Annotated in this window: 13 protein-coding genes; all 13 read left to right on the top strand. The window is 66.8% G+C overall.

The annotated features are described in order from the left end of the window. Nucleotides 1-115: 115 nt before the first annotated feature. The 13 genes from RND78_RS15415 (at nt 116) to RND78_RS15355 (ending at nt 13,829) form a co-directional block, all read left to right on the top strand. On the top strand, nt 116-715 hold the full coding sequence (locus tag RND78_RS15415) for an XRE family transcriptional regulator (RefSeq protein WP_312730214.1): 600 nt from the start codon (nt 116-118) through the stop codon (nt 713-715). A 194-nt stretch (nt 716-909) separates the two neighbouring features. Continuing rightward, the gene (gene purU, locus RND78_RS15410) at nt 910-1,773 is read left to right on the top strand and encodes a formyltetrahydrofolate deformylase (protein ID WP_312729987.1); all 864 of its coding nucleotides are present in this window, start codon (nt 910-912) and stop codon (nt 1,771-1,773) included. After that, nucleotides 1,770-2,642 (top strand): bifunctional methylenetetrahydrofolate dehydrogenase/methenyltetrahydrofolate cyclohydrolase FolD, encoded by an 873-nt coding sequence (gene folD / locus RND78_RS15405; protein WP_312729984.1) that lies wholly within the window; start codon nt 1,770-1,772, stop codon nt 2,640-2,642. The genes purU and folD overlap by 4 nt, the downstream gene beginning before the upstream one ends. A 13-nt stretch (nt 2,643-2,655) precedes the next feature. Then, nucleotides 2,656-3,897 carry an FAD-dependent oxidoreductase gene (locus RND78_RS15400; RefSeq protein ID WP_312729982.1) on the top strand — a complete coding sequence of 414 codons (1,242 nt, stop codon included), beginning with the start codon at nt 2,656-2,658 and terminating at the stop codon, nt 3,895-3,897. A gap of 101 nt (nt 3,898-3,998) precedes the next feature. Beyond that, nucleotides 3,999-4,295 carry a sarcosine oxidase subunit delta gene (locus RND78_RS15395; RefSeq protein WP_312729980.1) on the top strand — a complete coding sequence of 99 codons (297 nt, stop codon included), beginning with the start codon at nt 3,999-4,001 and terminating at the stop codon, nt 4,293-4,295. Then, nucleotides 4,292-7,189: an FAD-dependent oxidoreductase gene (locus tag RND78_RS15390; RefSeq protein WP_312729978.1), complete on the top strand. Its 2,898-nt coding sequence runs from the start codon at nt 4,292-4,294 to the stop codon at nt 7,187-7,189. The genes RND78_RS15395 and RND78_RS15390 overlap by 4 nt, the downstream gene beginning before the upstream one ends. Nucleotides 7,190-7,191: 2 nt before the next feature. Further along, nucleotides 7,192-7,881 (top strand): sarcosine oxidase, encoded by a 690-nt coding sequence (locus tag RND78_RS15385; RefSeq protein WP_312729976.1) that lies wholly within the window; start codon nt 7,192-7,194, stop codon nt 7,879-7,881. Further along, nucleotides 7,878-8,690 carry an IclR family transcriptional regulator gene (locus RND78_RS15380; protein WP_312729975.1) on the top strand — a complete coding sequence of 271 codons (813 nt, stop codon included), beginning with the start codon at nt 7,878-7,880 and terminating at the stop codon, nt 8,688-8,690. Before RND78_RS15385 ends, RND78_RS15380 begins: the two co-directional genes overlap by 4 nt. 67 nt (nt 8,691-8,757) lie before the next feature. Further along, the gene (locus RND78_RS15375; protein WP_312729974.1) at nt 8,758-9,324 is read left to right on the top strand and encodes an NUDIX hydrolase; all 567 of its coding nucleotides are present in this window, start codon (nt 8,758-8,760) and stop codon (nt 9,322-9,324) included. 459 nt (nt 9,325-9,783) lie between these two features. Further along, nucleotides 9,784-10,821: an LLM class flavin-dependent oxidoreductase gene (locus tag RND78_RS15370; protein ID WP_312729972.1), complete on the top strand. Its 1,038-nt coding sequence runs from the start codon at nt 9,784-9,786 to the stop codon at nt 10,819-10,821. Nucleotides 10,822-10,907: 86 nt separating this feature from the next. Next, nucleotides 10,908-11,498 carry an amino acid synthesis family protein gene (locus RND78_RS15365; protein ID WP_059229647.1) on the top strand — a complete coding sequence of 197 codons (591 nt, stop codon included), beginning with the start codon at nt 10,908-10,910 and terminating at the stop codon, nt 11,496-11,498. 13 nt (nt 11,499-11,511) lie between these two features. Beyond that, complete coding sequence (locus RND78_RS15360) at nt 11,512-12,351, top strand: alpha/beta fold hydrolase (RefSeq protein WP_312729969.1); 840 nt, start codon at nt 11,512-11,514, stop codon at nt 12,349-12,351. Continuing rightward, nucleotides 12,348-13,829, top strand: coding sequence for an aldehyde dehydrogenase (locus RND78_RS15355; RefSeq protein ID WP_312729967.1), 1,482 nt, complete (start codon nt 12,348-12,350; stop codon nt 13,827-13,829). The genes RND78_RS15360 and RND78_RS15355 overlap by 4 nt, the downstream gene beginning before the upstream one ends. The last annotated feature ends 1 nt before the right edge of the window (nt 13,830 follow it).

Below are 13,830 nucleotides of genomic sequence, written 5' to 3'. Positions count from 1 at the left end.
TACATCCGCTCGCAGAGTTTTCCGGCATGATGGAGAGCATCACGGGGCGCTCCAAGCGTCCTATCCTTTCTCTGCACTTTACTGGTGCGAATTTTTTATTCTCAAAACTAAAATGATGCAAGAATCCCCGAGTCGTGAGCCACGCCTGAAGATCGAGCAGTACATAGGTATCCAGATTCGTCGCCAGCGCCAGGACCAGGGGCTGAAAACCGCTGACGTGGCGCGCATGGCCGGTATAAGCCAGGGCATGCTGAGCAAGATCGAGAACGCCCAGGTCTCCACCAGCCTGGAAACCCTCGGCCGACTGTGCGATACCTTGGGGCTGCCGCTGTCGCGGCTATTCAGCCAGTACGACCAGCAGGAGCGCGATGCCCTGCTGGTCAAGGCGGGTGAAGGCCTGGAGGTGGTACGCCGGGGAACCGACAAGGGGCACACCTATCATCTGCTCAATCATTCCCGTGGGCCGAAGAAGAGCCTGGAGGCCTATCTGGTCTCCATGGACGATGCCAGCGAGGAATTTCCTACCTTTTCCCATCCCGGCACCGAGTTCATTCATCTGCTCGAAGGCAGCCTGGTCTATCGCCACGGCAACCACCTCTATGAGCTGGGACCAGGCGACAGCCTTACCTTCGACAGTGACATTCCCCACGGGCCGGAGCGCTTGAACCAGGTGCCGATCAAGTTGCTGTCGATCATGACCTTCAAGGACGACTGAGCCGCACCTACCGCACCGGTGAAAGCGAATTTCACCGGTAAAACGCAATACCATAACTGACAGGAATTTTTTATTACTCGACTCTGGACGAGGGCTTGCGCTTGCCCTATAAAAGCTTCCGTGAATTTTATATTCCCAACAGGAAATACCGTCGCAGCGAAATCTTCCTCCACTGGTGAAATCCGGACGCGAACATGGAAACCTTGCCCACCTACATCCTCAACGTCAGTTGCCCGGCCACCTCGGGCATCGTGGCCGCCGTCAGCACCTATCTCGCCCGCAACGACTGCTATATCGCCGAGATGGCGCAGTTCGACGACGATTTCACCGAGCGCTTCTTCATGCGCACGGTGTTTCGCTTCAATCCCGACGCCAGCACCGGCATAGAGGCGCTGCGCGATGGCTTCGGCACAGTGGCGGATGACTTCGCCATGCAGTGGGAGCTGTACAGTACCGCCCGCCCCACCCGGGTGCTGCTGATGGTGAGCAAGTTCGATCACTGCCTCGCCGACCTGCTCTACCGCCACCAGAAGGGCGAGTTGCCGATGGAGATCACCGCCATCGTCTCCAATCACCTGGATCTGCGGCCCATGGCCGAACGGGAAGGCATCCGCTTCGTCTACCTGCCGGTGACCAAGGACAGCAAGCGCCAGCAGGAAGTCGAACTGCTGCGCCTGGTGGAGGAAACCGGGACCGAACTGGTGGTGCTGGCGCGCTACATGCAGATCCTCTCGGACGAGCTATGCAAGGAGCTGGCCGGCCGCGCCATCAACATCCACCATTCCTTCCTGCCCGGCTTCAAGGGTGCCAAGCCCTACCACCAGGCTTTCGAGCGCGGCGTCAAGCTGATCGGTGCCACCGCCCACTACGTGACCTCGGACCTCGACGAGGGCCCGATCATCGAGCAGGAAGTGCAACGCGTCGACCACGGCTATCGTCCCGAGGACCTGGTCGCCATCGGCCGGGATACCGAGACGGTCGCCCTGTACAAGGCGGTGAAGTACCACATCGAGCGGCGACTGTTCCTCAACGGCAATCGCGTGGTGGTGTTTCGATGAGCGCCCTGCTCATCGACGGCAAGGCCGCCGCCGCTCGCCTGTTGCAGCGGGTCGCCCAGGACGTGGCCGAGGTGCGCGAGCGAGGTATCCAGCCCGCCCTGGCGGTCATCCTGGTGGGCACCGATCCGGCCAGCCAGGTGTACGTGCGCAACAAGATCCGCCGCGCCGCCGAGGTGGGCATTCGCTCGCTCAGCCATGAATTGCCGGCGGACCTGGAACAGACCGAGCTGCTCGGGCTGATCGCCACGCTCAATGCCGACCCCGAGGTGCACGGCATCCTGGTGCAACTGCCGCTACCGCCGCAGATCGACGAAGTGGCGGTGATCCAGGCCATCCGGCCGGACAAGGACGTCGACGGCTTCCACCGCGAGAACGTCGGCGCCCTGGCCCTCGGGCAACCGGGCCTGGTGCCCTGTACTCCGGCCGGCTGCCTGCAATTGCTGCAGGACCACCTGGGCGACCTCAGCGGACGCCATGCGGTGGTGGTCGGGCGCTCCAATATCGTCGGCAAGCCCATGGCCGCCCTGCTGTTGCAGGCGCACTGCACCGTGACCCTGGTCCATTCGCGCAGCCGCGACGCCGCCGCGCTCTGCCGCCAGGCCGACATCCTGGTGGCGGCGGCCGGCCAACCCGGCCTGATCACCGCGGACTGGGTCAAGCCCGGTGCGGTGGTCATCGACGTCGGCATCAATCGCGTCGAGCACGAAGGTGGCGCCCGGCTGGTGGGTGATGTCGCCCCGGCGGTGGCGGATATCGCCGGGGCCCTCACGCCGGTACCGGGCGGGGTCGGGCCCATGACCATCGCCCTGCTCCTGCACAACACCCTGAGCGCCACCCAGCGCCAGCATCCCTACGCCGTCGCGACCTGACCGGGAGCCCACCATGCCTTTCAGCCTGTTGAAATACGGCCTGTCCGCCGAGTACCCAGTGGAGGTCGACCTGCCGCCGCCCAGGGAGCTCAAGCCAAGCTACGACGTGGTCATCATCGGTGGCGGCGGCCATGGCCTGGCCACCGCCTACTACCTGGCGAAGTACCACGGCATCACCAATGTCGCGGTGCTGGAGAAGGCTTACCTGGGCGGCGGTAACACCGCGCGCAACACCGCGGTGATCCGCTCCAACTACCTCACCAGCGAGGGGGTGAAGTTCTATATCGAGTCGGTGCGGCTGTTCAAGGAGCTGTCCAACGAATTCGACTTCAACATCATGTATTCCGAGCGCGGCCAGCTGACCCTGGCGCACACCGACGCCACGGTGCGCGCCTTCCGCCAGCGCGCCGAGGTCAACAAGCACTTCGGCGGGCGCACCGAGCTCATCGACCGCCAGCAGATCCGTGAACTGGTGCCCTGCCTCAACCTCGATCCCGGCCACCTGCCGGTGCTCGCGGGGCTCTGGCATATCGATGGGGGGACCGCCCGCCACGACGCCGTGGCCTGGGGCTACGCCAAGCAGGCGGCCAAGCGCGGGGTGGAGATCCACCAGTTGACCGAGGTGCAGGACTTCGTGGTGGAGAATGGCCGGATCGCCGCCATCAAGACCAATCGCGGCACGGTGCGCTGCGGCTGCGCGGTGCAGGCGGTGGCCGGCACCAGCTCGCTGCTGATGAACAAGCTGGGCATCCGCGCCCCGCTGCACACCTATCCGCTGCAGGCCATGGTCACCCAGCCGTTCAAGCCCTTCCTCGATCCGCTGGTGAGTTCCAGCGCCCTGCACTGCTACGTGCAGCAGACCAGCCGTGGCGAGATCGTCTTCGGCGGCGGTTCCGATCCCTATCCGCTGTACCACACCCGCTCGACCCTGGACCTCAAGGAAAGCCTGCTGGCTCACGCCATCGAGATGTTCCCCTTCATGGCCAACGCCAAGCTGATGCGCCAATGGGCCGGGATGACCGACATGACCCCGGACTACAGCCCGCTGATGGGCCTGTCGCCCATCGACGGCTACTACCTGGACGCCGGCTGGGGCACCTGGGGCTTCAAGGCTACGCCGATCTGCGGCAAGACCATGGCCGAACTGGTGGCCAGTGGCGGACGGGTGCCCGAGCTCATCGCCCCCTTCGGCCTGGATAGATTCAGCCGGTTCCAGCAGGTCAACGAGATGGGCGCCACCGCGGCCAGTCATTAGTTCTGTACGAAAAGTCGCCGAGCGAAGGTCAGGCGAGGCGTTTTCCAACGAAGCATCACCGATGCGCAGGCAGTTTTCGTACAGAACCTAAAGGAGCAGTCATGAAAATCCTCACCTGCCCGCTCAACGGGCCGCGCAACATCAGCGAATTCACCTATGGCGGCGAACTCAAGGCCATGCCCGATCCCAAGGCCTGCAGCACCGCCGAGTGGGCCGACTACGTGTTCAATTGCGAGAACCGCTGTGGCGTGGTCACCGAGTGGTGGCTGCACAACGCCTCCAGCTACTGGTTCCTGGCCGAGCGCCACACCGGCACCGACGAGGTACTGCGCACCTTCGATCCCCGCGAGCTGTTCTCCCAGCGGGTCGACTTCACCGTTTCGGAGGTCCGCCCATGACCCGCCTGCCCGCCCCCATGGGGCTGCTCATCGACCGCAACCGGCCGCTCGGCTTCAGCTTCGAAGGCCAGACCCACCAGGGGTTTGCCGGCGATACCCTGGCCAGCGCCCTGCTCGGCGAGGGTCGCTGGTTGCTGTCGCGCTCCTTCAAGTACCACCGCCCCCGCGGCCCGCTGACCCTGGCCGGCCAGGACGCCAACACCCTGGTGCAACTGCCCGACGAGCCCAATGTGCTGGCGGACGAGGTGCCGCTGCGCGAAGGCCTGGCCGCCACCGCGCAGAACGTCAGCGGCAGCCTCGAGCGCGACCGCGATGCCCTGCTCGGCAAGTTCTCCAAGTTCATGCCGGTGGGCTTCTACTACCGCGCCTTCTACAAGCCCAAGGGCATGTGGAAGCGCTGGGAACCGCTGATCCGCAAGAAGGCCGGCCTCGGTGTGCTCGACCTGAGTTTCACACCCACCTACCACGACAAGGCCTATCTGTTCTGCGACGTGGCGGTGATCGGTGCCGGTCCCGCGGGCCTCAGCGCAGCGCTGGCGGTCGCCAAGGGCGGTGCCGAGGTGCTGCTCATCGAACAACAACCCTTGCTCGGCGGCGCCCTGGCCTGGGGCCGCTTCGGCCTCGACGCCGGCCAGGGCGAAGGGCTGCGCGAGGAGCTGGTGACGGCCGTGCGCGCCGAGTCGCGCATCCGGGTACTGGACGCCGCCGTGTGCAACGGCTGGTTCGCCGACCACTACCTGCCGGTCATCCAGGGCAACCGGATGTTCAAGGTCAGGGCGCGGCAGACCATCCTCGCCAGTGGTGCCTTCGACCAGCCGGTGGTCTTCCGTAACAACGACCTGCCCGGCATCCTGCTGACCAGCGCCGCCCAGCGCCTGATGCGTCTATACGGCGTGCGGCCGGGCCGACGCGCCGTGGTCCTGGCCGGCAACGACGATGGCTATCTCGCCGCCCTCGACCTGCAGGAGCAGGGCGTCGCCGTCGCCGCACTGATCGATCTGCGCGCGGCGCCACGGGATGAACTGCTGCTGCAGGCGGTGACCGAGCGTGGCATCCCGGTGCACCGGAGCCATACGGTGTACGAGGCCCACGCCGATGCCGATGGCCGCCACCTGGCGCGGGTCGACGTCCGGCCCATCCTCGGCCAGGGCCAGGTCGACTCCGCGGGCCTGACCCTGGACTGCGACCTGCTGTGCATGTCCGCCGGCTACATGCCGGTCTATCAGCTGGCCTGCCAGGCCGGCGGCACCCTGGGCTACGTCGACGACCAGGCCGCCTTCAGCCTCGGCAACCTGCCGCGCGGCCTGCACCTGGCCGGCTCGGTCAATGGCCGCCATGCGCTGGAACGAGTGCTGGCCGACGGTCGCGCCGCCGCGGCCAAGGCCCTCGCCGAACTGGACCTTGCCCCGCTCGCCACCGAGCAGCCCCAGGCCGACGACCACCAGGTCAACTTCCCCTGGCCGATGTTCGCCCACCCCCAGGGCAAGGAATTCGTCGACTTCGACGAAGACCTGCAGATCGCCGACATCGTCAACGCCACCCGCCACGGCTATCGCGACATCCAATTGGTCAAGCGCTTTTCCACCGTCGGCATGGGCCCGTCCCAGGGTCGCCATTCGGCGCTGCCGACCGCGCGCCTGGTGGCCGCCGCCACGGCGCGCAGCGTCAGCGACACCGGGGTGACCACCGCGCGCCCACCCTTCACCGCGGAAAAGCTGGCCCACGTCGCCGGTCGCGCCTTCGATCCCTATCGGCGCACGGCCATGCACCGCCGCCACCTGGAACTGGGCGCCAGCCTGATGCCGGCAGGTGCCTGGCAACGGCCGGCCTTCTATGGTCCGGCCGGCGAGCGCCAGGGCTGCATCCAGGCCGAGGTCCGCCAGGTCCGCGAAGGCGTGGGGCTGATCGACGTCTCCACCCTCGGCGGTCTCGACGTGCGCGGTCCCGATGCCGCCGAGCTGTTGGAGCGGGTCTACACCTTCGGCTTTCGCAAACTGCCCGTGGGGCGCACCCGCTATGCGCTGATGACCGCCGAGGACGGCGTGGTGATCGACGACGGCGTGGCCGCGCGCCTGGGCGAGCAGCACTTCTACGTCTCGGCCACCACCAGTGGTGTCGATCGCGTCTATCGCAGCCTGCTCAAGTGGAATGCCCAGTGGCGCCTGGATGTGGACATCGCCAACGTCAGCGCTGCCTTCGCCGCCGTCAACCTCGCTGGCCCCCGCTCGCGGGAGGTCCTGCAACCGCTATGTCCGGACCTGGATCTGTCGGCGGCCGCCTTCCCCTATCTCGCCGTGCGCGAGGGCAGCGTCGCCGGGATTCCCGCGCGGCTGTTACGGGTCGGCTTCGTCGGTGAGCTGGGCTATGAGATCCATGTACCGGCGCGCTTCGGCGAGCGGCTCTGGGATGCGCTCATGGAGGCCGGTGCCAGCGCCGGTATCCGCCCCTTCGGCGTCGAGGCCCAGCGCCTGCTGCGGCTGGAGAAGGGCCACGTGATCATCGGCCAGGACACCGATGGCATGACCCATCCCGCCGAGATCGACATGGGCTGGGCCATCGGCCGCCAGAAGCCGTTCTTCGTCGGCCAGAAGTCCATCGAGATCCTCGAAAGCCAACCACTACGCCGCAAGCTGGTGGGCTTCACCCTGCCGGCGACCGCCAGCCAGCCGCTGGAAGGTCACCTGGTGCTGCGCGGCGAAGACATCGCCGGCAACGTCACCTCTTGCGAGCTCTCCCCCACCCTTGGCTGCATCGTCGGCCTGGCCTATGCCGGCGCCGACCAGGCCGAGCCCGGCACGACCATCCCCATCCGCGTCGAGGGCGGCGAGGTCGTCCAGGCCACGGTGGTGCGACTGCCCTTCTACGATCCCCAAGCCCAGCGCCAGGAGGTATGAGCATGAAGCTGAATCCCATGGAATTCGACGAACGCAGTCCCCTGGCGGAGCTCCAGCTCGAGGCCCCCGTACTGCAGCATCAAGGGCGTATCTTCACCGAACGCCTTGGCGCCGGGGATGAAGCGGCACTGCTGCACCGCGGTGGCCTGGCCGATCTGTGCAACCTGCCGCGCTTCGGCCTGCGCGGCCCGGCCGCCGCCGGCTACCTGCAGGGCCAGGGCTATGTGCTGCCGGAACGCCCCAACCAGGCGCTACGCCAGGCCACCGGGGAATGGGTGCTGCGGCTGTCGCAAAGCGAGTACCTGCTGCTCGGTGCCCTGGCCGATGGCGGTGCCCGGGTCGCCGCCCTGGAAGCGGCCGGGGGAGACCTCGGCCCCGGCTGCTACCCGTTGCCACGCCAGGACTCCCACGCCTGGCTGATCCTCACCGGCGCCCAACTGCCGGCGCTGCTGGCCAAGCTGTGCGGCGTGGACCTCGGCAAACCCTTCGCGGTGGGCGATGTGGTGCAGACCTCGGTGGCGCGGCTCAACGCCATCCTGCTCAATGCCGGCAACGGCGCACTGCCGCATTTCCATCTGCTCTGCGACCGCGCCAGTGCCCATTACCTCTGGCACGTGCTGCTGGATGCGCTGGAGGAGTTCGACGGCGGTCCCCTGGGCGTCGCGGTGCTCCTGGAGGCTGGCGTCCCATGACCCTAGTCGATACGGCGTCGCTCGATAGCGACAGCGACTACCGGGTGCCCGCCCTGCTGCGCGGTCTGCGGGTACTGGAGCTGTTCGGTCCAGAGCGACGCCTGCTGAGCCTGCAGGAGATCGCCGACGGACTCGGCGGCTCGACCTCGTCGGTCTATCGCATCGTCATGACCCTCACCGAACTAGGCTATCTGGAGCGCCAGTCCAAGACCGAATACGGCCTGGGCATCAAGGTCGTCAGCCAGGGCTTCGCCTACCTGGCCAGCCGCGACCTGGTGGACATCGCCCAGCCCCATATGGAGCGGCTGCGCGATGTCACCTCGCTGTCCTGCCACCTCGGCGTACGGGATCGCACCGAGGTGGTCTATCTCTACCGCGCCATGGCCAGCCAGCGACTGACGGTGAACGTCCCGGTGGGCACCCGGTTGCCCTGCACCCGCACCGCCCTGGGCCGGGTGCTGCTCGGCGGGCTCGACGACGAGGCCCTGAGCGCCCTCTACCAGCACGAGCGCCTGGACGACCAACCGCCGCCCTCGCCCCGCACCTTGCCGGAATTGCTGCGCCTTGCCGAGGAAGACCGCCGCCTGGGTTGGGTGCTGCACCGCTCCGACTACTCCACCGCCATCGCCACCGGCATCCGCGATCATCGCGACAAGTTGGTGGCGGCCCTCAACGTCTCCGGCCCCGATGCCGTGATGGACGCCCCCGCGACGCGGGAATGGGTCGGCGCCATGCTGGCCGAGGCCGCCGCGCGCATCGCCACCGAGCTGGGGCATCGCCCCCGGGCTGACCTCCCGCGTCCCGGCTAGGCCTCCGCCGTGATCTGGTATACCGTAAGACCAGAACAAGCAGCGCAGTGGCCAGTCCGAGGTCAGCATGAGCCTTTCTCCACGTTTCTGTTGCCAGTGCGGCAGCACCGAACTGGTCCGCCGTCGGCCTCCGGGCGACAGTCACGAACGACTGCAGTGCGCGGCCTGCCAGCAGGTGCTCTACGACAATCCGCGGGTGATCGCCGGTTGTCTGGTGGAGTACGAGGGGCGCTATCTGCTCTGCCGCCGGGCCATCGAACCGCGGCGTGGCTACTGGACCCTGCCAGCGGGCTTCATGGAGAACGGCGAGAGCGCCGAACAGGCGGCCTTGCGCGAGACCTGGGAAGAAAGCGGCGTCACCGCTCGCATCCTGGCGCCCTACTCCATCTTCAATGCCGCGGGGGTCAACCAGATCTACCTGATCTTTCGCGCGGAGCTGGTCGAGATCAGTGCCGAAGCCGGTCCCGAGACGCTGGAGCGGCGCTTCTTCGCGCCGGAGGAACTGCCCTGGGCGGAGCTGGCCTACCCCTCGATCCAGCAGATCCTCGAACGACGGGTCCGGGAGCAGGTCACGGGGCATCACGACCTCTATTTCGGCACCGCCGATGCAGGGCAACTACATTTCCTCGGCTAAGGCCTAGCGGTTGGGCGTCAGCCGAAGCCGTCTCAACGACACCGCCGATACGACGTCATCGCGGCCATGGCATTTCCTCTGACGCACTTTAATCGCGGCCATGGGCCGCTCCTACAGGGAATGACGCTTCATGGCCTCGATTAAAGGCGCTCCAACCCGGTAAGAGCGGTCGCATCGGCGGACCGCCATGGCCGCGATCAGGCAGATCCGTTGCGTGGAAAACGGCGTGGCCTCTTCCATTGGAGACTTCGTTGCGAGGGGTGCCCTTACCCCAGCTCTCTCCCAAAGGGAAAGGGCGCGCCTCGCACAGATCCATTCGCGCCACTCACCTGCAACGCCCCTTGCCATATCACGTATTATGGTATACCAATATTGACACCCAGCGGCCGCGCTGCCGTGTACCGTCAAACAAGAGCCAGCCGGGCCCGCCCGAGCGGGCAGACAAAGAGGTAGGCACCTATGAAGTTTTCCCTGTTCGTGCACATGGAACGCTGGGACGACAGCGTCAGCCATCGGCAGTTATTCGAGGAACTCACCGAGCTGACGCTGCTGGCCGAAGCGGGTGGCTTCTGCACCGTTTGGATCGGCGAGCACCACGCCATGGAGTACACCATCTCCCCCAGTCCAATGCCCATCCTGGCCTACCTCGCCGCCCGCACCTCGACCATCCGCCTGGGCGCCGGCACCCTGATCGCGCCCTTCTGGCATCCCCTGCGTGCCGCCGGCGAATGCGCCCTGCTCGACGTGATCAGCGAAGGGCGCATGGAGGTGGGCCTGGCCCGTGGTGCCTATCAAGTGGAGTTCGACCGCATGGCCGGCGGCCTGCCCGCCACCGCCGGCGGCAAGCACCTGCGCGAACTGGTTCCCGCCCTGCGCAAGCTCTGGGAAGGCGACTACGCCCACGATGGCGAGATCTGGCAGTTTCCCACCTCCACCAGCGTGCCCAAGCCGGTCGGCACCCCGCCGATCTGGATCGCCGCACGCGACCCGGACTCGCACAACTTCGCCGTGGCCAATGGCTGCAATGTGATGGTCACGCCGTTGATGAAGGGCGACGAAGAGGTGGTCGACCTCAAGCACAAGTTCGACAGCGCCCTGGCCAACAATCCCGGGGTCGCCCGCCCCAAGCTGATGGTGCTACGCCACACCCATGTGCACGCCGCTGAAGAGCCAGAGGGCTGGAAGATCGGCGCCCAGGCAATCGGTCGCTTCTACCGTACCTTCGATGCCTGGTTCGGCAACAAGGAAACCCCGGTGAACGGCTTCCTCGCGCCCAGCCCGGAAGAGAAGTTCGCCGGTCGACCGGAGTTCGAGCTGGAGAATATCCGCAAGAACACCATGGTCGGCACCCCTGAGGAAGTGATCGCCCGCCTGCGTCACTACGAGGAATTGGGCGTCGACGAATTCAGCTTCTGGTGCGACAACAGCCTGCCCTTCGCCGAGAAGAAGAAGTCGCTGCAGCTGTTCATCGACCAGGTGGCACCGGCCTTCGCCTGACCGCTGGGCCACCCGGAAGCGATTGGCCCGCAGCACGCCCCATGACATGGCATACCATCATTTAGCAGACATAGCAGGAGTCAACAATGAGTTTCGAAATCCGCAAGGTCGTCACCTACCTCGAAGAAACCCACAGCGAAGGCGGCAAGGCCACCGACAAGCCGGTGACCATGGCCGGTGTCGCCGTGGTGATCCGCAACCCCTGGGCCGGCAAGGGCTTCGTCGAAGACTTGAAACCGGAGATCAAGGCCCACTGCTCCGACCTCGGCGCCTTCATCGTCGAGCGCCTGACCCGTGCCATCGGCGGCGCCGAGCGTATCGAGGCCTATGGCAAGGCGGCCGTGGTGGGCGCCGATGGCGAGATCGAACACGCCTCGGCGGTGATCCACACCCTGAGATTCGGCAACCACTACCGCGAGGCGGTGAAGGCCAAGAGCTACCTGAGCTTCACCAACAAGCGCGGCGCTCCGGGCACCTCCATCCAGATCCCCATGATGCACAAGGACGACGAAGGCCTGAGATCCCACTACATCACCCTGGAAATGCGCATCGAAGACGCGCCGCGCGCCGACGAGATCGTGGTGGTGCTGGGCGCCGCCGATGGTGGTCGCCTGCATCCGCGCATCGGCAACCGCTACATCGACCTCGAGGAACTCGCGGCTGAAAAGGCTCGCTGAGGAGAACCCGCGAATGATCCGGTCCAAAGACGCCAAGACCCCTGCCGGCACCGCCTTCAGTATCGCCGGCGACGGCAGCCCCCTCGTCCTGATCCACGGCGTGGGGCTCAGCAAGGAGATGTGGGGCGGTCAACTCGCGGGACTCGCGCCACGCTACCAGGTGATCGCCTACGACATGCTCGGGCACGGTGCCAGCCAGCGCCCGGCACCGGAGGCGACCCTCGACGACTACGCCGACCAGCTCGTCGAGCTACTCGACCATCTCGCCATCCGGACGGCCGCGGTGATCGGCTTCTCCATGGGTGGCCTAATCGCCCGCGCCTTCGCCCTGCGCCATTCGCAGCGGCTGAATGCCCTGGTGATCCTCAACAGCGTGTTCAACCGCTCCGTGGACCAGCGCACGGGAGTGCTGGAGCGCACCCGCCAGGCCGAACGGGAAGGTCCCGACGCCAACCTGGATAGCGCCCTGGCGCGCTGGTTCAGCCGGGAATACCAGGGTGCCAACCCGGCGCAGATCCAGGCGTTGCGCCAGGCCTTCGCCAACAACGACCCCCAGGGCTACCTCACCAGCTATGCCCTGTTCGCCACCCAGGATCGCTACGGCGCCGAGCGCCTCGACAGCATCCAGGTCCCGACCCTGGTGGCCACCGGCGAACTGGATAGCGGCTCCACCCCGGAGATGGCGCGGCAACTGGCGGCGCGGATTCCCCAGGCGCGCACTGCCGTGCTGGCCGATCAACGCCATATGATGCCGGTCGAGTCACCCAAGCTGGTCAACGCCCTGCTGCTGGACTTCCTCGATGACGCCCTGGGCACGGCCTCCTCCACCTCCATCAAGGGACACGTGGCATGACCCTGCAACGCTTCCAGATGTGCATCGACGGCGAATGGACCGAAGCCCAGGCGGGCCGCACCTTCGCCAGTCTCAACCCGGCCACCGCCGAGCCCTGGGCGGAATTGCCCGACGCCGACGCCGAGGACGTCGATCGCGCCGTACAGGCCGCCCAGCGCGCCTTCGAGGCACCTGCCTGGCGCGGCCTGACCGCCACCGCCCGCGGCAAGCTGCTACGCCGGCTGGGCGATCTCATCGCCGAGAACAAGGAAGCCCTGGCCCAGTTGGAGAGCCGCGACAACGGCAAGCTGATCCGCGAGACCCGCGGCCAGGTCGGCTACCTGCCGGAATTCTTCCACTACACCGCGGGCCTCGCCGACAAGCTCGAAGGCGGCACCCTGCCGCTGGACAAGACCGACCTCTTCGCCTACACGGTGCATGAGCCGCTGGGCGTGATCGCCGGCATCGTGCCCTGGAACAGTCCGCTGTACCTCACCGCCATCAAGGTCGCCCCGGCGCTGGCCGCCGGCAACACCGTGGTCATCAAGCCCTCCGAGCACGCCTCCGCCACCATCCTGGAGCTGGCGCGACTGGCCCTGGCAGCCGGCATCCCGCCCGGGGTGTTCAACGTGGTGACCGGCTACGGCCCAGGCGCCGGTGCGGCCCTCACCCGCCATCCGCTGGTGCGCAAGATCGCCTTCACCGGTGGTGCCGCCACGGCGCGCCACGTGGTCCGTGCCAGCGCCGAGAACTTCGCCAAGCTGAGCCTGGAGCTGGGCGGCAAGTCGCCCAACATCATCTTCGCCGACGCCGACCTGGATAGCGCGGTCAACGGTGCGGTGGCCGGCATCTACGCCGCCTCCGGGCAAAGTTGCGTGGCCGGCTCGCGACTGCTGGTGCAGGACGAGATCTACGACGAATTCGTCGCCCGGCTGGTGGAGCGTGCCCAGCGCATCCGCATCGGCAACCCCCAGGACGACGCCAGCGAGATGGGCCCCATGGCCACCGCGCAGCAACTCGCCATCGTCGAGCGGCTGGTGGGCGAGGCCCTGGCCGAAGGCGCCACCCTGCGCCTGGGCGGCAAGCGGCCGGACACCGGCAGCGCCGGCTGGTACTACGAACCCACCCTGCTGGAATGCGACCGGCACTCGCTGCGCATCATGCAGGAAGAGGTCTTCGGGCCGGTCGCCGCGGTGATCCGCTTCCAGGACGAGGCCGAGGCCCTGCGCCTGGCCAACGACAGCGAGCTGGGTCTCGCCGCCGGCATCTGGACCCGTGACCTGGGCCGCGCCCATCGCCTGGCGCGGGATATCCGCTCCGGCATCATCTGGGTCAACACCTATCGCGCCGTCTCGGCCATGGCGCCGATCGGCGGTTTCAAGAACAGCGGCTACGGCCGCGAGAGCGGCATCGACTCGGTTCTGGCCTATACCGAAACCAAGACGGTATGGATCAACCTGTCCCAGGCACCGATGCCCGATCCCTTTGTGATGCGTTGAA

The organism is Pseudomonas oryzihabitans, assembly GCF_032027545.1.
In the GTDB taxonomy this organism is placed as follows: Bacteria; Pseudomonadota; Gammaproteobacteria; order Pseudomonadales; family Pseudomonadaceae; genus Chryseomonas; species Chryseomonas oryzihabitans_F.
The sequence above is the reverse complement of the archived record's forward strand: the minus strand, read 5'-3'. Positions and strand labels throughout refer to the sequence as shown.